This window comes from Metabacillus indicus LMG 22858, assembly GCF_000708755.2.
GTDB lineage: Bacteria > Bacillota > Bacilli > Bacillales > Bacillaceae > Bacillus_P > Bacillus_P indicus.
The window spans coordinates 82967-105385 of sequence record NZ_JGVU02000005.1; the positions used below are offsets into that span (position 1 = coordinate 82967).

The 22419-nt window shown below is 46.0% G+C and carries 23 protein-coding genes and 1 tRNA gene; 22 read left to right on the forward strand and 2 right to left on the reverse strand.

Annotated features, from left to right (window positions below; genetic code table 11):
* The first annotated feature begins 18 nt into the window (after positions 1-18).
* From rsmG to AZ46_RS13305, 5 genes are all read left to right on the forward strand, one after another.
* Positions 19-735, forward strand: a complete 717-nt coding sequence (gene rsmG, locus AZ46_RS13285; RefSeq protein ID WP_029282927.1) for a 16S rRNA (guanine(527)-N(7))-methyltransferase RsmG — start codon at positions 19-21, stop codon at positions 733-735.
* A gap of 129 nt (positions 736-864) precedes the next feature.
* Positions 865-1731, forward strand: coding sequence for a nucleoid occlusion protein (noc, locus tag AZ46_RS13290; RefSeq protein WP_029282930.1), 867 nt, complete (start codon positions 865-867; stop codon positions 1729-1731).
* Positions 1732-1906: 175 nt separating this feature from the next.
* Entirely contained in the window at positions 1907-2668 is a 762-nt protein-coding gene (locus AZ46_RS13295) for a ParA family protein (protein WP_029282932.1), read from the forward strand.
* Complete coding sequence (locus tag AZ46_RS13300) at positions 2661-3515, forward strand: ParB/RepB/Spo0J family partition protein (RefSeq protein ID WP_029282933.1); 855 nt, start codon at positions 2661-2663, stop codon at positions 3513-3515. Before AZ46_RS13295 ends, AZ46_RS13300 begins: the two co-directional genes overlap by 8 nt.
* 72 nt (positions 3516-3587) lie before the next feature.
* The gene (locus tag AZ46_RS13305; RefSeq protein WP_029282935.1) at positions 3588-4289 is read left to right on the forward strand and encodes a DUF554 domain-containing protein; all 702 of its coding nucleotides are present in this window, start codon (positions 3588-3590) and stop codon (positions 4287-4289) included.
* 2 nt (positions 4290-4291) lie between these two features.
* On the opposite strand, the gene yyaC is transcribed toward AZ46_RS13305, so the two are convergent.
* Positions 4292-4915, reverse strand: coding sequence for a spore protease YyaC (gene yyaC, locus AZ46_RS13310; RefSeq protein ID WP_029282937.1), 624 nt, complete (start codon positions 4913-4915; stop codon positions 4292-4294).
* A gap of 198 nt (positions 4916-5113) precedes the next feature.
* Between yyaC and AZ46_RS13315 the strand changes: the two genes are divergently transcribed.
* The 10 genes from AZ46_RS13315 (at position 5114) to dnaB (ending at position 13799) form a co-directional block, all read left to right on the forward strand.
* Positions 5114-5983, forward strand: a complete 870-nt coding sequence (locus AZ46_RS13315) for a mechanosensitive ion channel family protein (protein ID WP_029282939.1) — start codon at positions 5114-5116, stop codon at positions 5981-5983.
* Positions 5980-6177, forward strand: a complete 198-nt coding sequence (locus AZ46_RS13320; RefSeq protein WP_029282942.1) for a DUF951 domain-containing protein — start codon at positions 5980-5982, stop codon at positions 6175-6177. The genes AZ46_RS13315 and AZ46_RS13320 overlap by 4 nt, the downstream gene beginning before the upstream one ends.
* Before the next feature lie 236 nt (positions 6178-6413).
* On the forward strand, positions 6414-7514 hold the full coding sequence (gene ychF, locus AZ46_RS13325) for a redox-regulated ATPase YchF (protein ID WP_029282944.1): 1101 nt from the start codon (positions 6414-6416) through the stop codon (positions 7512-7514).
* 113 nt (positions 7515-7627) lie between these two features.
* Positions 7628-7915: a 30S ribosomal protein S6 gene (gene rpsF, locus AZ46_RS13330; protein ID WP_029282946.1), complete on the forward strand. Its 288-nt coding sequence runs from the start codon at positions 7628-7630 to the stop codon at positions 7913-7915.
* Between the two features lie 38 nt (positions 7916-7953).
* Complete coding sequence (ssb, locus tag AZ46_RS13335) at positions 7954-8481, forward strand: single-stranded DNA-binding protein (protein WP_029282948.1); 528 nt, start codon at positions 7954-7956, stop codon at positions 8479-8481.
* Positions 8482-8527: 46 nt separating this feature from the next.
* Entirely contained in the window at positions 8528-8767 is a 240-nt protein-coding gene (rpsR, locus tag AZ46_RS13340) for a 30S ribosomal protein S18 (RefSeq protein WP_029282950.1), read from the forward strand.
* Positions 8768-8894: 127 nt separating this feature from the next.
* Entirely contained in the window at positions 8895-9824 is a 930-nt protein-coding gene (locus tag AZ46_RS13345; RefSeq protein WP_029282952.1) for a YybS family protein, read from the forward strand.
* 84 nt (positions 9825-9908) lie between these two features.
* A complete protein-coding gene (locus AZ46_RS13350; RefSeq protein ID WP_029282954.1) occupies positions 9909-11888 on the forward strand; it encodes a DHH family phosphoesterase in 1980 nt (659 codons plus the stop codon).
* Entirely contained in the window at positions 11885-12331 is a 447-nt protein-coding gene (gene rplI / locus AZ46_RS13355) for a 50S ribosomal protein L9 (protein ID WP_029282956.1), read from the forward strand. Before AZ46_RS13350 ends, rplI begins: the two co-directional genes overlap by 4 nt.
* Before the next feature lie 103 nt (positions 12332-12434).
* Positions 12435-13799 carry a replicative DNA helicase gene (dnaB, locus tag AZ46_RS13360; RefSeq protein WP_029282958.1) on the forward strand — a complete coding sequence of 455 codons (1365 nt, stop codon included), beginning with the start codon at positions 12435-12437 and terminating at the stop codon, positions 13797-13799.
* Between the two features lie 90 nt (positions 13800-13889).
* On the opposite strand, the gene AZ46_RS21970 is transcribed toward dnaB, so the two are convergent.
* Positions 13890-14051, reverse strand: coding sequence for a hypothetical protein (locus AZ46_RS21970; protein WP_158001655.1), 162 nt, complete (start codon positions 14049-14051; stop codon positions 13890-13892).
* A 215-nt stretch (positions 14052-14266) separates the two neighbouring features.
* Between AZ46_RS21970 and AZ46_RS13365 the strand changes: the two genes are divergently transcribed.
* The 7 genes from AZ46_RS13365 to AZ46_RS13395 all read left to right on the forward strand — a co-directional run bounded on the left by AZ46_RS13365 (position 14267) and on the right by AZ46_RS13395 (position 22415).
* Complete coding sequence (locus AZ46_RS13365) at positions 14267-15553, forward strand: adenylosuccinate synthase (RefSeq protein ID WP_029282960.1); 1287 nt, start codon at positions 14267-14269, stop codon at positions 15551-15553.
* Positions 15554-15680: 127 nt separating this feature from the next.
* Positions 15681-15753 (forward strand) — tRNA-Phe (locus AZ46_RS13370).
* Between the two features lie 315 nt (positions 15754-16068).
* A complete protein-coding gene (locus AZ46_RS13375; RefSeq protein ID WP_029282962.1) occupies positions 16069-17517 on the forward strand; it encodes a peptidoglycan DD-metalloendopeptidase family protein in 1449 nt (482 codons plus the stop codon).
* Between the two features lie 220 nt (positions 17518-17737).
* Positions 17738-18442 carry a response regulator YycF gene (gene yycF / locus AZ46_RS13380; RefSeq protein ID WP_029282964.1) on the forward strand — a complete coding sequence of 235 codons (705 nt, stop codon included), beginning with the start codon at positions 17738-17740 and terminating at the stop codon, positions 18440-18442.
* A gap of 5 nt (positions 18443-18447) precedes the next feature.
* Positions 18448-20292 (forward strand): cell wall metabolism sensor histidine kinase WalK, encoded by a 1845-nt coding sequence (gene walK, locus AZ46_RS13385; protein ID WP_029282966.1) that lies wholly within the window; start codon positions 18448-18450, stop codon positions 20290-20292.
* Positions 20282-21622, forward strand: a complete 1341-nt coding sequence (locus tag AZ46_RS13390) for a YycH family regulatory protein (protein ID WP_029282968.1) — start codon at positions 20282-20284, stop codon at positions 21620-21622. Before walK ends, AZ46_RS13390 begins: the two co-directional genes overlap by 11 nt.
* The gene (locus AZ46_RS13395) at positions 21609-22415 is read left to right on the forward strand and encodes a two-component system regulatory protein YycI (RefSeq protein ID WP_029282970.1); all 807 of its coding nucleotides are present in this window, start codon (positions 21609-21611) and stop codon (positions 22413-22415) included. The genes AZ46_RS13390 and AZ46_RS13395 overlap by 14 nt, the downstream gene beginning before the upstream one ends.
* Positions 22416-22419: the final 4 nt, after the last annotated feature.

The following is a 22419-nucleotide window of genomic DNA, read 5'->3' on the forward strand; positions in this document are numbered from 1 at the left end:
ATCAGAAAGGTTTTGACTATGGACATTTCGTTATTTAAGGCAAGTCTCGAAGAAAAAGGAATCACCCTGACAGACACGCAGCTTCAGCAGTTTGAGACATACTATGATCTGCTTGTAGAGTGGAATGAAAAAATGAACCTGACTTCGATTACGGAAAAAAAGGAAGTCTATTTAAAGCATTTTTACGACTCCATTTCCGCTGCTTTTTATTTTGACTTTACAAAGCCACTTTCCATATGTGATGTAGGGGCAGGCGCCGGTTTTCCGAGCCTGCCGATCAAAATTTGCTTTCCGCACCTGAACGTCTCGATTGTGGACAGCCTGAATAAACGCATCACGTTTCTCGATCATCTCTCAAAATCTCTGAATCTGTCCGGTGTATCCCTTTATCACGACAGAGCCGAAACATTCGGCAAAAAGAAAGAACACAGAGAGTCATATGACGTTGTGACAGCGAGAGCGGTAGCGCGCCTTTCCGTATTAAGCGAGCTTTGCCTCCCGCTTGTCAAGCCGGGCGGACATTTTGTTGCGATGAAGGCAGCAAGTGCGGAGGATGAGCTTTTAACTGCAAGAAAAGCCATCATCACCCTCGGCGGAAAAACAGAAAATAAATATGCTTTTGAGCTGCCTCTTGAAGAAAGTGAGCGCTCAATCATCGTCATCCATAAGCAAAAACCGACACCTGCAAAATATCCGCGAAAACCGGGTACACCGAATAAACTTCCTCTTGAGTAGACAGGCTCGCCTGAAGACAGCGGGTTCTTCAGTGCAGCGAATCAGGAGGAAAGTTTGAATTGCATGCAGGAAAAAAGAGACTTGAAAGAGAAATAATATGATGGCAGTTTCTAAAGGTGGTGTAGGCTCATGAAGCATCCATTCTCTCGTTTTTTCGGCTTGGGAGAAAAAGAAGATACAGCAGAAAAAACAGCAGGAATAGATACAGAAGAAATTGATGATTCAGTATATGATGAGGTAAAGAAGATTCCGGTAGCGGACATCGTCCCGAACCGTTTCCAGCCGCGTACTGTATTTGCTGATGAAAAAATTGAGGAACTCTCTCTTACCATACACACACACGGCATCATTCAGCCGATTGTTGTGCGCCAGGCAGACGGCAACTATGAAATTATTGCCGGGGAAAGAAGATTCAGAGCTGTTCAAAAACTTGGCTGGGAAACCATTCCCGCCATCATCAAGGATTTCAACGATACGGAAACGGCATCTGTAGCGCTGATTGAAAATCTTCAGCGGGAGGAACTTTCTGCCATTGAAGAGGCCGTTGCCTATGCAAAGCTGCTCGAGCTTCACAATCTGACGCAGGAAGCCCTTGCACAGAGACTGGGAAAAGGACAGTCTACTGTAGCGAATAAGCTCAGGCTGCTGAAACTTCCTGATGAAGTGCAGCAGGCGCTGCTTCAGAAGAAGATCACAGAAAGGCATGCCAGAGCGCTCATTCCTCTTAAGAAACCTGAACCTCAAATCCTTTTGCTCACGGAAATTATGGAAAAGCAGCTTAATGTGAAGCAGACAGAGGACCGTGTCGTGAAAATGCTCGAAAAAACGGCGCCGAAAGCAAAAGCGAAACGAAAAGCGTTCAGCCGTGATACGCGCATCGCCATGAACACAATCCGCCAGTCGCTCTCAATGGTTGCAGACACAGGCGTCAAAATCAATGCCGAAGAAGAAGAGTTTGAAGAATACATTCAATTCACTATAAAAATCCCGAAATAAGCTCTCCTGCGTCCATTGCAGGCGGGCTTTTCTTTTGCGGACAGGACCTGATAAAACAAGGTTTACGGCCTATTGGCGCATTTTTTCAAATTCCTAAAAAGTTCAAACTATTGTCCATATTTCATGATAGAATAAAGAGATGATAGAGTTCATGTCTAGTGAATGAGGTGACACTGTGGGGAAAATTCTTGCCATTGCGAACCAGAAAGGCGGAGTCGGCAAAACAACAACTTCCGTAAATCTTGGCGCTTGCCTGGCTTATATTGGAAAACGGGTTTTGCTCGTTGATGTTGACCCACAAGGAAATGCGACAAGCGGTATTGGAATTGAAAAAGCAGATGTTGAACTATGTGTTTATGATATTTTAGTAGATGATGCAGATGTAGTAGATGTCATAAAGCCGACTGCTGTCGAAAATCTGGACGTTATTCCGGCCACGATCCAATTAGCGGGTGCCGAAATTGAACTTGTCCCGACCATTTCCAGGGAAGTCCGTCTGAAACGTGCGCTTGAAAAAGTAAAACATAACTATGATTATATGATTATCGATTGTCCGCCTTCTCTCGGGCTTCTGACAATCAACGCTCTGACGGCCTCTGATGCCGTCCTCATCCCTGTGCAATGCGAATATTATGCTCTTGAAGGGCTGAGCCAGCTTTTAAACACAGTAAGGCTTGTCCAAAAACATTTGAATACCGATTTAATGATTGAAGGCGTGCTTTTGACAATGCTTGATGCCAGGACCAACTTAGGCATACAGGTCATTGAAGAGGTGAAGAAGTATTTCCGCGATAAAGTTTACAGAACGATTATTCCGCGGAACGTGCGTTTAAGTGAAGCACCAAGTCACGGAAAGCCGATTATCATTTACGACCCGCGATCAAGAGGCGCAGATGTATATTTAGAATTGGCAAAGGAAGTGGTAGTGAATGGCTAAAGGGTTAGGAAAAGGACTTAACGCTTTTTTTACGAATATAGAAGCCGGCAAAGATGAATCTTATCAGGAAATCAAACTGAAGGATTTGCGTCCCAATCCCTATCAGCCCCGAAAAACATTTGCACCCGGTGCGATTGAAGAACTGAAGGAGTCCATCCTTCAGCATGGCATTCTCCAGCCGATTGTTGTGAGAAAAAGTATAAAGGGCTATGAAATTGTTGTCGGTGAAAGAAGGTACCGTGCGGCGAAAGAAGCGGAACTAGAGGTTATGCCCGCTGTTGTGAGAGAGCTGACCGAGCAGCAGATGATGGAGCTTGCTCTCCTTGAAAATCTTCAGCGTGAAGATCTGTCTCCGATTGAAGAGGCAGCTGCGTATCAGTCCCTGCTTGACCACCTGCACATTACGCAGGAGGAACTCGCCAGGCGGCTCGGCAAAAGCAGACCTCACATTGCCAATCATTTGAGGCTCCTTTCCCTTCCGTCAGCTATTCAGCAGCATATATCCGACGGTAAGCTCTCAATGGGTCACGGCAGAACGCTGCTTGGACTGAAAAACAAAGAGAAAGTGAAGCCTCTCGCTGAAAAAATCATGAAGGAACAGCTGAATGTCCGTCAGGTGGAACTTCTGGTGCAGCAGCTGAACGAGAACGTTCCACGTGAAACGAAAAAGAAGGCTGTCAGCAAAGATGTGTTTATTAAAGAGAGAGAATCCTACTTGCGGGAGTATTTCGGCACATCTGTCACCATCAGGCAGCAAAAGAAAAAAGGCAAAATTGAAATTGAATTTTTCTCAAAGGAAGATCTCGAGAGAATTCTGGAATTGCTTGAAGCGGAGCAATCATCTTAGGAAGCCATCTTGCCCATAAGGCGGCTTCTTTTGCTTTGGCTGACATACATAGAGCTAACGGAGTGATATAAAGTGGTTTTAACAGGAAGTTTGGTTAACGCAGCAGGTATTGTCGCAGGGGCCCTGTTAGGTCTTCTGCTGAGGAAAATACCTGAGACGATGAAACAGACCGTCATGGCTGGGATCGGTCTGTTTGTAATGGTATTAGGTCTTGATATGGCGCTTGAGAGCAAGCAGCTTTTCATTGTGATCATCAGCCTCGTGCTTGGAGCCGTCATTGGGGAAGCGATTGATATTGAGCAAATGCTTCACCGGGTCGGACGCCTGCTTGAACGGAAATTCAGCAGGGATCAGTCCGGAAATTTTGCGCAGGGCTTTGTGTCAGCCACACTTATTTTCGTTATCGGCGCAATGGCGATTGTCGGATCGCTTGACAGCGGTCTTAGACAGGACCATGACATTCTGTATACGAAATCCATGATCGACGGCTTTACGAGCATGGTCCTTTCAAGCACGCTTGGTATCGGCGTGCTGTTTTCGGCCGTGCCGGTCTTTTTGTATGAAGGCGGCATTGCCGTATTTGCCAATGTGATTCATCAGTATATTCCTAAGAGTTTGCTTGATGATCTTATTTCAGAAATTACAGCTGTAGGCGGCATCCTGATATTTGCTATTGGCTTGAACATGCTCTCGATTAAAGCGATCCGCGTGGCAAATCTCCTTCCGAGTCTTGCTGTCGTTGCTGTGATCATCACTGTGATGAAACTTGTATAATCTTATTGTATAGACCTGCTGGCATCCTTGACCTGGTTCAGCCAGGAGGTTTTTTTCTTTGGCGGCGCCGCGTTCATTTCGCGGTCAATGGATGCAATGCTGTCTGCAATAATCGAGGCCATCGACATTACAAGATGCAGCCTTGTGTTTTGAAGGACAAAAAACTCCATAAATCCGCTCACATTGACAATGCCGTTAATGTGGATGTCTCCAACTTCAGGGAGAACCTTGTTGACGCCTGCGCCCGGCTTGATCGGGCCAGCCCCAACCTGAAACGTCCCGACGCTTTTCAACCTGCCGAGGCATGCATCCACAGCCAAGATAAACGGCTTGTGGAAGACACGTTCAATCGCCTCGATGGTTTCTTCTAAATTAACCGCATGGACAGGGTTTGCCAATGTCCCGTATATATGAAAATGGCGCAGCCCTGCTTCCTTCAGTTTTGTTCCGACTAAAGGCCCCAGGGAATCGCCTGTTGAACGGTCTGTTCCGATGCACAGCACGACAACCGGTTTCCGGACAGAATGAAGGAGTTTCAGTTCAGCTGACAGCTGCTCGGCCGCATGTTCATCTTCATAATGGATACGGTCACGCGACGGTTTTAAAAAGCCAGGTTTAAAATTCATCCTTTCACTCCCTCATTTTAGTAGTATCAGTATACGGAAGAATTCAGAATTCTATACATGATTACGTGATTGCGGGAGTTTTAGCTCAGGACTGTCATTTCCTATGAAAAATTGCTAAAATAAATTTTATCTTAAAATATGCAGTCTTTTATCTTTCTTAAGAAAGGTTGATAAATAGTGGATTTTGCCAACAAGCTGATGAATAAAATGACAGATTCTTTTTTTAATGAAGATATGTGGCTCAGTGCCGGACAAGGGCTGCTGAAGATCATCGGGATTCTCATTCTTGCCTCCATCTTGATCAAGATCGGCAATGTGGTGATCGGAAAGATCTTCACGCTCCGCACAAAATCACCGCTCCGGATTTCAGAGCGGAGAGAAAACACCCTTGTTAAATTGCTGGACAACGTACTGACCTATCTTGTTTACTTCATTGCTCTCCTCATGATTCTTGAGACGCTGAGCTTTGATGTAAAGGCGCTTCTTGCAGGAGCGGGAATTGTCGGTCTTGCCGTCGGCTTTGGCGCGCAAAACCTTGTACGGGATATTATCACTGGTTTCTTCATTATTTTTGAGGATCAGTTTTCTGTAGGGGATATGATCCGTGTAGGGCAATTTGAAGGAACGGTTGAAGAAATCGGCCTGCGGACGACAAAAATCAAAAGCTGGACCGGTGAAATCAATATCCTTCCAAACGGGAACATAACGGAAGTGACAAACTTCTCGATCAACAACAGCGTGGCGTTTGTTGATGTCAGCATTGCCTATGAGGGTGACATTCCGAAGGCAGAAAAAGTTATTGAGGATCTGCTGCTTGAGCTTCCTGATAAATATGAAGAAATGGTCGCGCCGCCTGAACTGCTCGGCGTGCAGAATCTCGGACCTTCTGAAGTTGTGCTCCGGGTTGTAAGCGAGGTTCTCCCGATGAAGCATTTCCATATTTCAAGGGTGCTCAGAAAGGAAATTAAGATGAGGCTTGATGAGCACGGAATTGAAATTCCATATCCGCGCATGGTGATGTACTCAAGAAACGAGGAATCAAGGCCAAAAGAAAGGGTGACGGAATAGTGGATAAAGAGTTCGGCTTAAATGACGTTGTCGAAATGAAAAAACCTCATCCGTGCGGAGAGAACCGCTGGAAAATTATCCGAATGGGCATGGACATCCGCATCAAATGCGAAGGCTGCTCACACAGTGTCATGATTCCGCGCAGGGAATTTGCCAGGAAGATGAAAAAAAGATTAGTCAAACATGAAGAATAAGTTTTTCTAAAGGGAAAACACGGATTTACAAGCCGGTTTTCCTTTTTTTAGTGGAGAAAATACCTTTTCAGCAATCCGGGCCTCTCCCTCTTTAGCTTGTCATTTCCCTCGTTACTATCTATAATTGTTGAAGATTGGTTTAGAAACGAGGACTTGTCTTTTTTTTGTCCAGAAGATAAAACGCAAAGCCCTTTTTGACACGGGCCATTTATAAATATAGAGGAGTGGAATTCATTATGGCTTTAACAGCAGGAATCGTCGGTCTTCCGAACGTTGGGAAATCGACTCTTTTTAACGCCATCACACAGGCTGGAGCAGAATCAGCCAACTATCCGTTCTGCACAATCGATCCGAACGTCGGGATCGTTGAAGTGCCGGATGAACGTCTTCAAAAGCTGACAGCACTTGTTCAGCCTAAAAAGACGGTTCCGACTGCATTCGAATTTACCGATATTGCAGGAATCGTAAAGGGCGCAAGCAAAGGAGAAGGCCTTGGAAACAAGTTCCTTTCCCATATCCGCCAGGTAGACGCAATCTGCCACGTTGTCCGCTGCTTTGCTGATGACAACATCACTCACGTAGCAGGAAAAGTGGATCCGATTGACGATATCGAAACGATCAACCTTGAACTGATCCTTGCAGACCTTGAATCAGTAGACAAGCGCGCAGACCGCGTCGGCAAGCTTGCAAAACAAAAAGACAAAGATGCCGTTTATGAGCATGAGGTTCTGTTAATGCTTAAAGAGGCGCTTGAAAATGACAAACCTGCCCGTTCTGTCGAATTTACAGACGAACAGATGAAGATCGTAAAGCATCTGCACCTGCTTACAAGCAAGCCGGTTCTTTATGTAGCAAACGTTTCTGAAGACGAAGTGGCAGATGCGTCAAACAATGAATATGTGAAAGCTGTCCGCGAATTTGCTGCCGGTGAAAAAGCAGAGGTCATTGTTGTCTGCGCCAAAATTGAATCTGAAATTGCAGAACTTGACGGCGAGGAAAAAGAAATGTTCCTTGAAGAGCTCGGAATTGAAGAATCAGGCCTTGATCAGCTGATCAAAGCATCATACAACCTTCTTGGCCTTGCTACTTACTTCACGGCAGGCGTTCAGGAAGTGCGTGCATGGACGTTCAAAAAAGGCATGAAAGCACCTCAGTGTGCCGGTGTCATCCACTCTGACTTTGAACGCGGATTTATCCGCGCAGAAACGGTTTCCTATGAAGATCTGCTGAATGCAGGAACAATGGGAGCAGCCCGTGAAGCCGGAAAAGTGCGCCTTGAAGGAAAAGAATACATCGTGAAGGACGGAGACGTTATTCATTTCCGTTTTAATGTCTAATCCCGGGTTGCCTAAAGTCCATTTGTTTGCTATAATTTAAACTTGTGAGTAATTGAAATGTTAATTGCTCCTTGCCCGTTTAGGGCCGTTTAGACCAAAAGGAGGTGTAAGAGATGAATAAATACGAAATCATGTATATCATCCGCCCAAACATTGAAGATGAGGCTAAAAAAGCTCTTGTTGAGCGTTTCAACACAATTTTAGCTGACAATGGTGCGGAAGTTGAAGAAACAAAAGAGTGGGGCAAGCGCCGTCTTGCTTACGAAATCAACGATCTTCGCGATGGCTACTACATGCTTCTTCAAGTTGCATCACAGCCTGAAGCTGTTCAAGAATTTGACCGCTTAGCGAAAATCAGCGAAGACATCATGCGTCACATGGTAACTAGAAAAGAAGCGTAATTCATATAGATTAGATATCTCAGAAAAGGATGATTCTGATGATGAACCGGGTTGTTTTAGTCGGCAGACTAACAAAAGATCCAGAACTGCGCTACACTCCAGCCGGAGCGGCAGTTGCTACTTTTACATTAGCTGTAAACCGTGCCTTCACAAACCAGCAGGGCGAAAGAGAAGCGGACTTCATTAACTGTGTCGTATGGCGCCGTCCAGCCGAAAACGTTGCAAACTTCCTTAAAAAAGGCAGTCTTGCGGGCGTTGATGGACGTCTTCAGTCACGCAGCTATGAAGACCAGACTGGCAAGCGCGTATACGTAACCGAAGTGGTTGCAGAAAGCGTCCAGTTCCTTGAGCCTAAAAGCAGCGGTGGTGGAAACAGCGGCGGTGGCGGAAACAACAATTATTACGGCGGAGGCCAGGGTGGACAAGGCGGACAGCAGAATCCATTCAGCCAAAACCAAAATCAAAATCAGAATCAGCGTAATCAAGGGCGTTCGAACTTTGATGACGATCCATTCGCTAACGATGGAAAGCCGATTGATATCTCTGATGATGACTTACCGTTCTAAAACATACAGCTCGAACTAAATAAAGTTACGGAAGGAGGAAACAACTATGGCAGGCGGACGCAAAGGTGGACGTGCAAAACGTCGTAAAGTGTGCTACTTCACTGCACACGGAATCACTCACATCGACTACAAAGATGTAGATTTGCTTAAAAAATTCGTTTCTGAGCGCGGTAAAATTTTACCACGTCGTGTAACAGGAACTAGCGCTAAATATCAGCGCAAATTAACGATTGCTATCAAACGCTCTCGTCAAATGGCTTTACTTCCATACGTTTCTGGCGAATAATAAGATGAAAAAGGCAGTGAGGATTCCTTGCTGCTTTTTTTATTATTCAAAGAAACCTCTGCATGATTTGATTTGCAGACCGCGCTTCATTTAAAATAAGCTTGGAAGGTAAAAAAGAGGTGAATCTGTGAAACGGGTTAACGTACTGACAGAAGGCGCGATTCTTTTGGCGCTGTTTGCTGTCTTAACATTTATGACGCTTTATCTGCCGCTGTTCGGGGCGATTTTAATGTTCTTTATGCCGCTGCCGTTTATTTTGTACACGGTCAGGCATGGTTTAAAGCCGGCAGGCATTTTGACGGCTGCATCTTGTGCTGTGCCATTGTTAATTGGTTCTTTGTTTGCTTTGCCGCTGACCCTGATTTTTTCAATAAGCGGGATTGTGATGGGTCATTTCTACAGAAAAAAGCAGACAGCAGGAGCTTTAATAGCTGGAACACTTTCCTTTCTGCTGAGCTTTGTCGTGCTGTATGCTGCATCCGTTGCGTTTTTTCAGGTTGATCCTGTGAAGGAAATGACAGCTGCAATGGATGAAACCTTTGAAATGGCGAGATCCATGATGGCAGCAGTGGGACAGGAAGCAAATGAAGACGCAATTCAACAATTGGAAGAGCAGATGAAGCTCATAGGCTACTTGATTCCAAGTGTCCTTCTCTCTTCTGCTTTTATTTTCACCCTGCTCTCGCACGCCGCGGCCATTCCGGTGATGAAGAGACTGAATGTGCAAATGGCGAAGATTAAGCACTTCCGCGAGTGGAAACTTCCTTCAAGCATCGTCTGGTATTACCTCGGTGTAAGCTTTCTGATGTTTTTTGATCTTCAGGAAGGCAGCTTTCTTTTCATCGCAGCTGTTAACCTTCTGTTTATGCTGCAGATGCTCCTTGTCATCCAGGGTTTTTCATTCATCTGGTTCTACAGCTATGTGAAGAACTATTCAAAAGCGATACCGATTGTTGCGGTCATCGTTTCATTGATTGTCCCGATCCTGATGTATCTCGTAAGAATCTTAGGTATAATTGATTTAGCATTTAATTTGCGGGGCCGCGTGAAAAAATAAAAGAAAAGCGCATAAACTAGATTCATACATTGACTAAAGCAATCTTGCGTATGTTTCACTGTAGGTTTGAGGAGATGAAACAACATGCCCAGCTTTTTTGAAAAACCATTAATCAGGTACCCCCTTTTAGCATTGATTGCCCTGACCGCGATTTCCATCATCATCCTCTTTTACTATCAGTGGATGATCGGTTTAGCCGGGGTCCTTCTTTTAGGCGCGATTTTGTTTCTTCTCCGGGCTGCTGATAAAAAAATAAAAGCAGAGATGGAGACCTATATCTCCACGCTCTCCTACCGTCTGAAGCGGGTTGGAGAGGAAGCTTTGATGGAAATGCCGATTGGCATCATGCTGTTTAATGAACAGTTCCATATTGAATGGACCAATCCGTTCCTTACCTCCTGTTTTCATGAGGATACCCTTGTCGGGCGGTCCATGTATGATGTCGCAGAAGCTCTTGTTCCGCTTGTGAAACAGGAAGTGGACACCGAAACGATCACCCTTCATGAACGGAAATTCAAGGTGATCATTAAGCGGGAAGAACGGCTGCTCTATTTCTTTGATGTAACAGAGCAGATTGAAATTGAGAAACAGTATGAAGATGAGCGCACGGTTCTTGCCCTTATTTTTCTTGATAATTACGATGAAGTGACCCAGGGGCTAGATGATCAGACGAAAAGCTCGATCAACTCGCATGTCACATCCATCCTGAACAAATGGGCGACTGAAAACGGCATTTACCTGAAACGAACATCCTCAGAGCGCTTTATGGCGATTTTGAATGAACATATTTTAATCAAGCTTGAAAAAGGAAAGTTTTCAATTCTTGACGAAGTTAGAGAGCAGACGACCGTAGAAAACATTTCCCTGACGCTAAGTATCGGAATCGGTTCAGGCGTCCCTTCTCTGACGGAGCTTGGAGACCTTGCCCAGTCGAGTCTTGATCTTGCACTCGGACGCGGTGGCGACCAGGTGGCCATCAAGCAGACGAACGGAAAAGTGAAATTCTACGGCGGGAAAACGAACCCGATGGAAAAACGGACTCGGGTTCGTGCAAGGGTTATTTCACACGCTCTGACAGAAATCATTTCTGAAAGCGACAAGGTCATCATCATGGGTCACAAATACCCTGATATGGACTCGATCGGTTCCGCTATCGGCATCTTGAAAGTGGCGCAGGTGAACGATAAAGAAGGCTTTATCGTGCTTGATCAAAACGAGATCGATACAGGCGTCCAGCGGCTGATCCAGGAAGTCAGACAGCATTCGGATCTCTGGTCCCGTTTTATTACGAGAGATGAGGCGCTCGAGATCTCGACCGATGATTCTGTGCTGATCGTCGTAGATACGCATAAGCCATCCCTTGTCATCGATGAAAAGCTGCTCAACAAAATGGATAATGTTGTCGTCATCGATCATCACAGACGCGGCGAAGAATTTATTAAAGATCCGCTTCTCGTCTACATGGAGCCTTATGCTTCTTCAACGGCCGAGCTTGTAACAGAGCTTCTGGAATATCAGACAAAACGTTTGAAAATGAACATGATTGAAGCGACGTCGCTGCTTGCCGGCATCATCGTGGATACGAAAAGCTTCACGCTCAGAACGGGATCGCGCACATTTGACGCGGCTTCTTATTTAAGATCCAAAGGGGCAGACACGATCCTTGTGCAGAAGTTTATGAGAGAAGATATTACGCACTATGTGAAGCGTTCAAAACTGATTCAAAATACAAACATGCTGAGAGAAGGCATCGCAATCGCGAAGGCAGATCCTGATTCAGACGAGATGTTCGATCAGGTCATCATCGCCCAGACAGCGGACACCCTGCTGTCGATGAGCGGCGTTGTGGCATCCTTTGTCCTTGCCAGAAGGAACGACCAGACCATCGGCATCAGCGCCCGTTCACTCGGGGACATTAACGTCCAGCTGATCATGGAAGCCTTAGACGGCGGCGGACATCTTACGAATGCGGCCACTCAGCTTGAGAACCTGTCTCTGAATGAGGCAGAAGAGAGATTAGAACAGGCAATCCTGGAGTATTTAGAAGGAGGAACCAAATCATGAAAGTTATATTCCTGAAAGATGTTAAAGGCAAAGGCAAAAAAGGGGAAGTGAAAAATGTAGCAGACGGCTACGCACATAACTTCCTGATCAAACAGGGGCTTGCAATCGAAGCCAACAACACAGAAATCAGCAAACTGCAGGGCCAGAAGAAAAAAGAAGAAAAAGAAGCCGCAGCAGAGCTTGAGCGCTCAAAAGAACTGAAAGAAACGCTCGAGAGCCTGACAGTTGAGCTCAAAGCAAAATCAGGAGAAGGCGGCCGCCTTTTCGGTTCAATTACAAGCAAGCAAATCGCAGATGAACTGCTTAAAACACATGGCCATACAATCGACAAGCGCAAAATCGAGCTGCCGGATGCCATCCGCGCTCTCGGCTATACAAACGTGCCTGTCAAGCTTCACCCTGACGTAACTGCAACACTGAAAGTGCATGTAACTGAACAATAATAAGCAAGATGTGATGTGTGAATGGATGCTGCTTCTTTTCTGCGCATCACATCTTTTTTGCAGGCACAGTCCTGCCTAAATCAAGTTAAGGACGGTGATCATCATGAATGAAATGTTTGATGACCGGATTCCTCCACAGAATATTGAGGCGGAGCAAGCCGTGCTCGGAGCCATTTTTCTCGAACCCGCATCATTGATTACAGCTTCTGAAATTCTGATTCCAGAAGACTTTTACAGAGCATCTCATCAGAAGATTTACAATGTCATGCTCGGGCTTGCGGATAAAGGAGAGCCTGTTGACTTAGTAACAGTCACCTCAGAGCTTGCTGATGCCAATTTACTAGAGGAAATCGGCGGCGTATCTTATTTAAGCGACCTGGCGGGTTCTGTCCCGACAGCAGCCAATATTGAATATTACGGCAGAATCGTCGAGGAAAAATCCATTCTTCGCCGCCTGATCCGCACGGCAACAACCATTGCCCAGGACGGATATTCGCGCGAAGACGAAGTGGCAGTTCTCTTAAACGAAGCCGAAAAGAATATCATGGAAGTCTCCCAGCGCAAAAATGCAGGAGCTTTCCAGAACATTAAAGATGTACTCGTCCAAACGTACGATAACATTGAATTGCTCCACACACGAAAAGGCGACATCACGGGAATCGCGACAGGATTTACCGAGCTCGACCGGATGACGGCAGGCTTTCAGCGAAATGACCTTATCATCGTGGCGGCCCGTCCTTCCGTTGGTAAAACGGCCTTTGCCCTGAACATCGCCCAGAACGTCGCAACAAAAACGGACGAAAACGTCGCCATCTTCAGTCTTGAGATGGGTGCAGACCAGCTCGTCATGAGGATGCTCTGCGCAGAAGGCAACATTAACGCCCAGGCACTGCGTACAGGAAACCTGACCCCTGAAGACTGGGGCAAGCTCACAATGGCCATGGGAAGCCTCTCTGACTCAGGCATTTACATCGATGATACGCCGGGTATCCGTGTCAGCGACATCCGGGCCAAATGCCGCCGCCTTAAGCAGGAAAGCGGCCTCGGCATGATCCTGATTGATTACCTGCAGCTCATCCAGGGAAGCGGACGGAACAAGGACAACCGTCAGCAGGAAGTATCCGAGATTTCCCGGACACTGAAGTCTCTCGCAAGGGAACTCAAAGTGCCGGTCATCGCTCTTTCCCAGCTTTCCCGCGGCGTTGAGCAGCGTCAGGACAAGCGTCCGATGATGTCCGATATCCGTGAATCCGGAAGTATCGAGCAGGATGCCGATATCGTAGCCTTCCTCTACCGGGATGATTACTACGACAAAGAATCCGAAAACAAAAACATCATCGAAATCATCATCGCCAAACAGCGTAACGGACCAGTAGGCACCGTCAGCCTGGCGTTCGTCAAAGAATACAACAAATTCGTCAACCTGGAACGGCGCTTCGATGATGCCGGCGTCCCTCCAGGTGCTTAGAAGCTGTCCTTGCGGGCGGCTTTTTTTGTTTGGGGTAATTTTGAGTGCGTTTTATCTGAAGCGGGACACATGTACGAAGGATGCACGCTGTTATTTAGGCGAAATATGGAATTTTTCAAGTGACCGGGTGTTTACGACAAGTAACGGATCGGCTTTTTCAAGTAAAAGAGGTATTTTGGCAAGTAAACAGCGCGGGTTGGCAAGTAAACGACCTGGATGGCCCGAACGGGTACCATTGCCATTATCAATCACACATCCCCCCTTTCAGAATGAAACACTAAATCAAGGGTTAACCTATGAAAAGAAGAACCAAATTACCCGTAATCACGATATATTACGAACGAAAAGAAAATGAAATCTCATTAATGTTCGTCTTTTCATTGACTTTTGGCCGGTCAACTGGTAGAATTAGCTTGTTTGATTGAGCGAAACTAGAAAGTGTTTTAAATAACCGGAGGTGCACATTAATGTCTTCAGTAGTAGTAGTTGGTACACAATGGGGAGATGAAGGAAAAGGCAAAATCACCGATTTCCTTTCCGAAAATGCGGAGGTCATTGCCCGTTATCAAGGCGGAAACAACGCCGGACATACAATTAAATTCAACGGTGAAACATATAAGCTGCACTTAATTCCATCAGGTATCTTCTACAGTGATAAGACCTGTGTAATCGGCAATGGAATGGTCGTTGATCCTAAAGCTCTTATGACGGAGCTTAAATATCTTCACGACCGCGGTGTCAGCACAGACAACCTGCGCATCAGCAACCGCGCACACGTTATTCTTCCTTACCACCTTAAGCTGGATGAAGTAGAAGAAGAGCGCAAAGGCGCCAACAAAATCGGCACGACGAAAAAAGGAATCGGACCTGCTTACATGGACAAAGCAGCACGTGTCGGCATCCGTATTGCTGACCTTCTTGACCGCGAAGCGTTTGAAGAAAAGCTTGCGCGCAACCTTGAAGAAAAGAACCGCATGCTTGAAAAGTACTATGAAACAGAAGGCTTCACAATGGAAGAAATTCTTGATGAGTACTATGAGTACGGCCAGCAGTTCAAACAGTACGTCTGCGATACAGCTGTTGTGCTGAACGACGCTCTTGACGGCGGCAGACGCGTTCTGTTTGAAGGTGCACAGGGAGTTATGCTTGATATCGACCAAGGCACATATCCGTTCGTTACATCATCAAATCCTGTTGCAGGCGGCGTAACGATCGGTTCAGGCGTCGGCCCGACGAAAATCAACCACGTTGTCGGCGTATCCAAAGCTTACACAACGCGTGTTGGAGACGGTCCGTTCCCGACAGAGCTTGATAACGAAATCGGCCACCAGATCCGCGAAGTCGGCCGTGAGTACGGAACTACAACAGGCCGCGCGCGCCGCGTCGGCTGGTTTGACAGCGTTGTTGTCCGCCATGCACGCCGCGTCAGCGGAATTACAGACCTGTCCCTTAACTCAATTGACGTTCTGACGGGCATTGAAACACTTAAAATCTGTACAGCATACAAGTACAAAGGCGAAATCATGGAGTCGTTCCCTGCAAGCCTTAAAGTTCTTGCTGAATGTGAGCCGGTATACGAAGAGCTTCCAGGCTGGACAGAAGACATCACAGGCGTTCGCGACCTAGGAGAACTTCCACAGAACGCACGCAACTACATTGAGCGCGTATCTCAGCTAACAGGCATTCCGCTTTCCGTCTTCTCTGTCGGACCTGACAGAACGCAGACAAACGTTGTAAGAAGCGTATACAGCTAAGCCATCCAATCGAAAGGGATCCGTCCCTTTCGATTTTTTAATTATTTTAAAAATAGTCTTGTGTTTAAGCCGTTATTGAACTATAATAATTTAAGTCGGCAGATAATCGCTGATCCATACATACTTCGGCTTGGTAGCTCAGTCGGTAGAGCAAAGGACTGAAAATCCTTGTGTCGGCGGTTCGATTCCGTCCCAAGCCACTACGAAAAGCTTCAGCACTGGGTGCTGAAGCTGGACACAGAAAAAAGACATGATCCTAAACGGGATGCATGTCTTTTTTGTTATGCCTATAGTCGCATAACCGTTACATAAAAGTGCAAATTTTTACATCAAAAACTAAAATATGACATCAATAATACAGAAATGTTACATTTTTGAAAATGGCTAGGTAATAGTCTGATAATATGGTAGGTTAGTAGAGTGGCTAAAAAAGAAATCCGCAAACATAGCACTATAGGCTTATATAGATGATAGATAAAGTACTGATCAGTGGTCATTTGGGAGGAAATTGTATCGTGTTTAAGCGCATAACTGGATTCGTTGGAAACAACGTGAAGCATACAAACAGCACTATAAAGAAAGCATTATTCGGTCTGACTTTCGCAGGCGCCATGACATTCGGCATGAATGCTTCTGCAGAGGAAAATCTTGAGACCGTTTACCATATTTATCTGGACGGCGAAAGAATCGGAACGGTAGACAGTCAGCAGTTAATTGATGACCTTTCAAAGCAAAAGATTGAAGAGGCCAAAAAAGAATATAAAGATTATCAATTAACGGTTGAAGAGATGGAAGTTATCCCTGAGCAAATGTTCCGTCCTGCTGCAAGCAACGAGGAAACTCTTGCCAAGCTTAAAGAAGAGCTTAATGTAGCAGCAGACGCAGCTTTACTTAAAATAGATAATCAGACTGTCGGCTACTTCAAGAACAAAGAAGAAGCAGAGAGAGTTCTAAAAGCCTACAAAGCCAAGTACGTTCCGGCTGAGCAGGTAGAGCAGGCTGAGAAAATGAAGCAGTCCTCACAGCCGCTTCAGCCATTAAAAGAAAATGAATCTCGTATAGTAGACGTTTCCTTCTCGGGAAAAGTTTCAATTTCCGAGGGGAAAATTTCTCCTGAAGAGGTGCTGACAGCACAGGAAGGTGTAAAGCTTCTTGCAAAAGGCACGCTTGAAGAGAAAAAACACAAAGTAAAAGAGACAGATGTCCTTTCAAGAGTTGCTTCTGAATACAAACTCTCAGTTGAAGAACTGCTTGCTCTTAATCCGGGTCTGTCAGATGAGAATGTGATCAAGCCTGGTGAAGAACTGAACGTAAAAGACTACAAGCCTTTTACAAATGTCCTTGTAAAAGAAGAGGTTTCTAAAAAAGAAGCCATTGCCTATGAAACAGAAGTGGTCGAAGATTCTTCTATGTTTAAAGGCGACAAGAAAACGAAGCAAGAAGGCAAAGACGGACAGAAGCTTATGAACTATGTTGTTCACAAGGAAAACGGCAAAGAAGTGAAACGTGAAACAACAAAAGAAGAAACGCTCACTGAACCGGTAAAAGAAATCATCGTAAAAGGCACTAAAGTGGTTCCTTCACGCGGAAACGGCTCTCTTCAATGGCCGGCTGTCGGCGGATATGTATCAAGCAAGCTTGGAACGCGCTGGGGCAAGATGCACAAAGGAATTGACATTGCCCGTCCGAGCGACCGCACGATCAAAGCGGCAGACAACGGCAAGATCATCTCTGCGGGGAATTCCGGTGCATACGGAAATAAAGTTGAAATTGATCATGGAAACGGCATGAAGACGGTTTATGCCCACCTTGATTCAATCTCTGTATCGGTCGGCGATACGGTCTCCCAGGGACAGAAAATCGGTGTCATGGGTTCTACCGGACGCTCAACAGGCGTTCACCTTCACTTTGAAGTCTATGAGAACGGAAAACTGAAAGATCCATTGAAGTATTTAAAGAGATAACCTTGGGCCATGCCCGAGGTTTTCCTCATTTTAACCTTTCTGACTTCAAGTGCTCAGACAGCTCGGCTTATGGCCGGGTTTTTGTCTTTTCACCGCTGATTTGCAGCACCGGGTTTGGGACATCCTAAAAAGAAACTGCCTGAAAAGATGAATCTGCCTGTCATAAGTGGTAAATTAAGAAGAGAGCACGTAACACCTTATATAAAAGGGGCGATTGGCCGTGGAAAAGAAAATCTTAGTTGTCGATGATGAAAAGCCGATTGCAGATATTCTGCAGTTTAACTTAAAAAAAGAAGGCTACGACGTTTTTTGCGCCTATGACGGAAACGAAGCGCTTGAAATGGTTGAAGAAGTGCAGCCTGACTTAATCCTTTTAGATATTATGCTTCCAAACAAAGACGGAATGGAAGTATGCCGCGAGGTCCGCAAAAAATATGAAATTCCGATTATTATGCTGACGGCGAAAGACTCGGAAATTGATAAAGTGCTTGGACTTGAGCTTGGAGCAGATGACTATGTGACGAAGCCTTTCAGCACAAGAGAACTGCTTGCACGCGTCAAAGCGAATTTAAGAAGACTTCAGGCGCTGCCTCCTGAGCAGCAGTCAGATAAAAACGAAATTGAAATTGGCTCTCTGACGATCCATCCTGATGCCTATGTGGTATCAAAACGCGGGGAAACGATCGAACTGACACACCGCGAGTTCGAACTGCTTCATTATTTGGCCAAGCATATCGGACAGGTCATGACCCGAGAGCATCTTCTCCAGACTGTATGGGGCTATGACTATTTCGGAGATGTGCGCACAGTCGACGTAACGGTCCGCAGACTTCGTGAAAAAATCGAAGATAACCCAAGTCATCCAACATGGATTGTGACAAGACGAGGTGTCGGGTACTACCTGCGTAACCCTGAACAGGAGTAGGATTCATGAACAAAGTCGGTTTTTTCAGATCCATCCATTTCAAATTCGTCATGGTCTATGTACTCCTGATCATGATTGCCATGCAGATTATCGGTGTCTATTTCGTTCAGCAGCTTGAACGGTCCCTCACCGAAAATTTCAATACATCCATTACGCAGCGAATCAATTTCATCAACTACAGCATCGAACAGGAAATGTCCAAGGAGAGGACGGAGGATCCTACCGGAACCCTCCCCACTCTTGAAGAAGACATTACCGCCATACTAAAGGATTTCGCAAAGGATGAAATCCAGGAAATCCGTGTCATAGATAAAAACAGCCGCGTCATTGCGACATCAGATCCGAACAACAGCGACATTATCGGCAAACGCACGACAGAGGTGCTTGTCAAACGGACGCTTGTCTTTGAAAAGCCGGACGAGAAAGTCTATATAGATAAACCAACAAGCAGGCGCGTAAAAATTTCTTCCACACCGATCAAAAACATCAATCAGGAAACGATTGGTGCCCTATACCTAGTCGCATCAATGGAAGAAGTTTTTTCTCAAATGCGGGTTATCAACGGAATTCTTGCGACCGGAACCGGTATTTCCTTGGCAATTACGGCGCTTCTGGGCGTCTTTCTGGCCAGGACAATTACAAGGCCGATGTCTGATATGCGAAAGCAGGCATTGGAGCTTGCAAAGGGGAATTTCTCGCGAAAAGTGCGCGTTTACGGCGAGGATGAAATCGGCCAGCTGGCGGTGACGTTCAATAACCTGACAGACAAGCTTGAAGAAGCGCAGGCATCCACAGAAGGCGAGCGGAAAAAGCTTGCATCCGTGATTGCTCATATGACTGATGGTGTTATCGCGACAAACCGCGCAGGCGACGTGATTCTCGTGAACAGTCCAGCGATAGAAATGCTGAACGTTTCACGTGAAACGGTTATTGATGTTCCGATTACAAAGGTTCTCGGCATTGACGGTGAATATACGTTTGATAGTTTAATTGACCAGCAGGACTCTCTCATCCTTGATGCAAGCACAGAGGACAAACCGTACATCCTGAAGGTCAACTTTTCGACGATTCAGCAGGAGCAAAAACGCATCACAGGTTTAATCGCCGTGATCTACGATATTACGGAGCAGGAGAAAATTGACGAGGAACGCCGCGAATTCGTTGCGAACGTATCACATGAGCTGAGGACGCCGCTTACGACGATGCGCAGCTACCTTGAAGCACTTGCTGACGGCGCGTGGGAAGACAAGGACATTGCCCCGCAGTTTTTAAATGTAACTCAGAATGAAACCGAGCGGATGATTCGCCTTGTCAATGATCTACTGCAGCTGTCAAAGCTCGACAGCAAGGATTACCGCATCAACAAAGAGTGGGTCAACTTCACAGCCTTCTTCAACCAGATTATCGACAGGTTTGAAATGACGAAAGAGCAGCATGTCTCCTTCCTCCGCGATCTGCCGGAAGAAAAGCTCTATGTCGATATTGACCCTGATAAAATAACACAGGTGTTAGACAACATTATTTCCAACGCCCTGAAATATTCTCCAGAGGGCGGACTGATTACTTTTAAGACAGAAATCATTGATGACATGCTGCAGATCAGCGTCACCGACCAAGGCATGGGCATTCCAAAAGGAACAGAGCATAAGATCTTTGAGCGGTTTTACCGCGTGGATAAAGCAAGAACGAGAAAGCTTGGCGGCACAGGACTGGGGCTTGCCATCGCAAAAGAAATGATCGGGGCCCATGACGGTGAAATCTGGGCTGAAAGCGTGGAAGGGAAAGGAACAACGATCCTGTTTACCCTTCCATTTACAAGGGATCAAGAGGATGAGTGGGATGAATCGTGAAAATATAAAAACCGTTATATTGATGCTGCTCGTCTGCGGAAGCGTGTTTTTCACCTACAACCTTTGGACGTTTAAGCCGAACTACGATTTTATCGACAGCAGCCAGTATCTTGAAAACGAGCCGATCAGCAACGTGAAGCATGAACCGGAGGACGTCATCCGTCCTTTTCAGATGATGGTTCATGACAAAGCCGAGCATTACGGCACCTACCGGCCGGAACGAATTGACTTTGTCTGGAATCAGCTGAAAAACTGGAACATGGGCGAAGTGAAAAACGTGTCCGGCAAATACACGGCTGATGAGCTGGATGAGTGGCTGACGGGGAAAAGCGAATCAAGAAAGATCGAGTTTCTCTTCAGCGACAAAGTTCCGTTTGAACTCTTTCAGTCTATTTTTCAATACAAGTCTCAAAAGACCATCTACTCTTCATTTGACCGGATTGTCCTTCCAAGCGGAAAAAACGGGTCGTTTCAAAAGATCCTCTTTATTTCAATGGAGCAAAGGCTTGTCTATGAAGCTTCCATCAGCAATGAGAACGCCAAAGGCATCATTGCGTCTGTAATTGAAAAGCGGGAAAACCTTGACCGCTTCGTGCCTGAGGTGATTGCTGAAGGCAACCGGCTGCTCCTTCCTGAGAGCCGGATTGCTCTTAATGAAAATGAATATATCATTAATTCCGTCAATGGCGAAGCGTTCAAGCGGGCGCTCTTTACAAATCCCGACTACGTCCGCCGGGAAATGAAACCGACACAAAACATCTATACGGACGGAACGAGTCTTTTGACGATCTATCCGAGTCAGGAGCGTCTGCGGTTTGTGAACCCGACCATTGACCCGAGCATGTTTATTGAACGGGGAAAAGCGATGAAGCAGAGCATTGAGTTTTTGAATGATCACGGAGGATGGACGGATGAGTACCACTTCTACAACATGAACCCCGATAGCCAGCTCGTTTCATTCCGGTTGATGATTGATTCCATTCCCGTTTTTGAAAACAATTCAAAAACGTTCGGACCGACGGAGATTTCGATACGCTGGGGAGAAAATGAAATCGCCACCTACTCAAGACCGCTCTACCGTCTGAATTCAGGATATAACCCAAGTTCTGTAGATATGCCTTCAAGCAAAGAAGTTGTCAGCCAGCTGAAGCAGAAAAAAAGCATCGAACCGGACAAAGTGAAGCGGGTCTTCCCTGCTTATGAAATGTCGGCAACAGCAGAGCCGAGAATCGTCGCCATCAAACCGTACTGGTACGCCGAAACAACGGGCGGCCAATACGTAAAGCTGCAAACTGAAACGCTTGGAGGGAACAGCGATGGACTGGAGTAAAACGAAAACCATTTTCATTCTGGCTTTCCTTGTCCTAAACACCTTCTTGGCCATTCAATATTTTAATATCGTCATTACCAACAGCCGGTATGATGTCATAAAAGAGCCATTGATCGAGGAGCAGCTTGCGGCAGAGGGCATTACGTACAAGAAGCTTCCGCAAGGCAATGAAACAGGCGCCTACATTACGGCTGAGAGCAAAGTGTTTACAGAGGAAGAACTGGAGTCCCTCCCTGCCCAGGACGTTCTGAATCTCGAGGATAAAATTACGTCCCTGCGGGCGGAATTTGAAAAGCCCTTCACCTTGCCTGAAACGAACACACAAAGCAAGCTTAATCAAATCGTCAGAGAAAACATTCTCTCAGGCGACCAATATGCCTTCTGGAAAACGGACAACGTGAAAAACACGATCATCTACATCCAGACATACAATGACCGGCTTGTGTTTCAGGACCTGTCAGCCGACCAGAAAATCGGAATGCTGACACTGTTTTTAAATGATAAAAACCATCTCGTGAGTTACGAGCAGACGCTGCTTGAAAACATCCAGGACCTTGAGGGCAAGCAGGACACGCTTCCTGCCATTAAGGCGCTTGAGGCCCTTTACAACAAGAACGACTTAAAACCGAACAGTACGGTGACAGAGGTTCAGTTCGGCTACTATACGCCGTTCCCGCTCTCGGGCGAACAGATCCTCGCCCCGACCTGGCACATCGTCGTCAATGATTCGGAGGATTATTACGTAAATGCATTAGAAGGACAGGTCATCCGTTCTAATGAAAAATTGGAGTGAACGC

Excerpts from the sequence above, each read along its gene's own strand:
- rsmG (WP_029282927.1), top strand. The coding sequence starts at position 19 with ATGGACATTTCGTTATTTAAGGCAAGTCTCGAAGAAAAAGGAATCACC.
- noc (WP_029282930.1), top strand. The coding sequence starts at position 865 with ATGAAGCATCCATTCTCTCGTTTTTTCGGCTTGGGAGAAAAAGAAGAT.
- AZ46_RS13300 (WP_029282933.1), top strand. The coding sequence starts at position 2,661 with ATGGCTAAAGGGTTAGGAAAAGGACTTAACGCTTTTTTTACGAATATA.
- yyaC (WP_029282937.1), bottom strand. The coding sequence starts at position 4,915 with ATGAATTTTAAACCTGGCTTTTTAAAACCGTCGCGTGACCGTATCCAT.
- AZ46_RS13315 (WP_029282939.1), top strand. The coding sequence starts at position 5,114 with ATGAATAAAATGACAGATTCTTTTTTTAATGAAGATATGTGGCTCAGT.
- ychF (WP_029282944.1), top strand. The coding sequence starts at position 6,414 with ATGGCTTTAACAGCAGGAATCGTCGGTCTTCCGAACGTTGGGAAATCG.
- rpsF (WP_029282946.1), top strand. The coding sequence starts at position 7,628 with ATGAATAAATACGAAATCATGTATATCATCCGCCCAAACATTGAAGAT.
- ssb (WP_029282948.1), top strand. The coding sequence starts at position 7,954 with ATGATGAACCGGGTTGTTTTAGTCGGCAGACTAACAAAAGATCCAGAA.
- rpsR (WP_029282950.1), top strand. The coding sequence starts at position 8,528 with ATGGCAGGCGGACGCAAAGGTGGACGTGCAAAACGTCGTAAAGTGTGC.
- AZ46_RS13350 (WP_029282954.1), top strand. The coding sequence starts at position 9,909 with ATGCCCAGCTTTTTTGAAAAACCATTAATCAGGTACCCCCTTTTAGCA.
- rplI (WP_029282956.1), top strand. The coding sequence starts at position 11,885 with ATGAAAGTTATATTCCTGAAAGATGTTAAAGGCAAAGGCAAAAAAGGG.
- dnaB (WP_029282958.1), top strand. The coding sequence starts at position 12,435 with ATGAATGAAATGTTTGATGACCGGATTCCTCCACAGAATATTGAGGCG.
- AZ46_RS13365 (WP_029282960.1), top strand. The coding sequence starts at position 14,267 with ATGTCTTCAGTAGTAGTAGTTGGTACACAATGGGGAGATGAAGGAAAA.
- walK (WP_029282966.1), top strand. The coding sequence starts at position 18,448 with ATGAACAAAGTCGGTTTTTTCAGATCCATCCATTTCAAATTCGTCATG.
- AZ46_RS13390 (WP_029282968.1), top strand. The coding sequence starts at position 20,282 with ATGAATCGTGAAAATATAAAAACCGTTATATTGATGCTGCTCGTCTGC.
- AZ46_RS13395 (WP_029282970.1), top strand. The coding sequence starts at position 21,609 with ATGGACTGGAGTAAAACGAAAACCATTTTCATTCTGGCTTTCCTTGTC.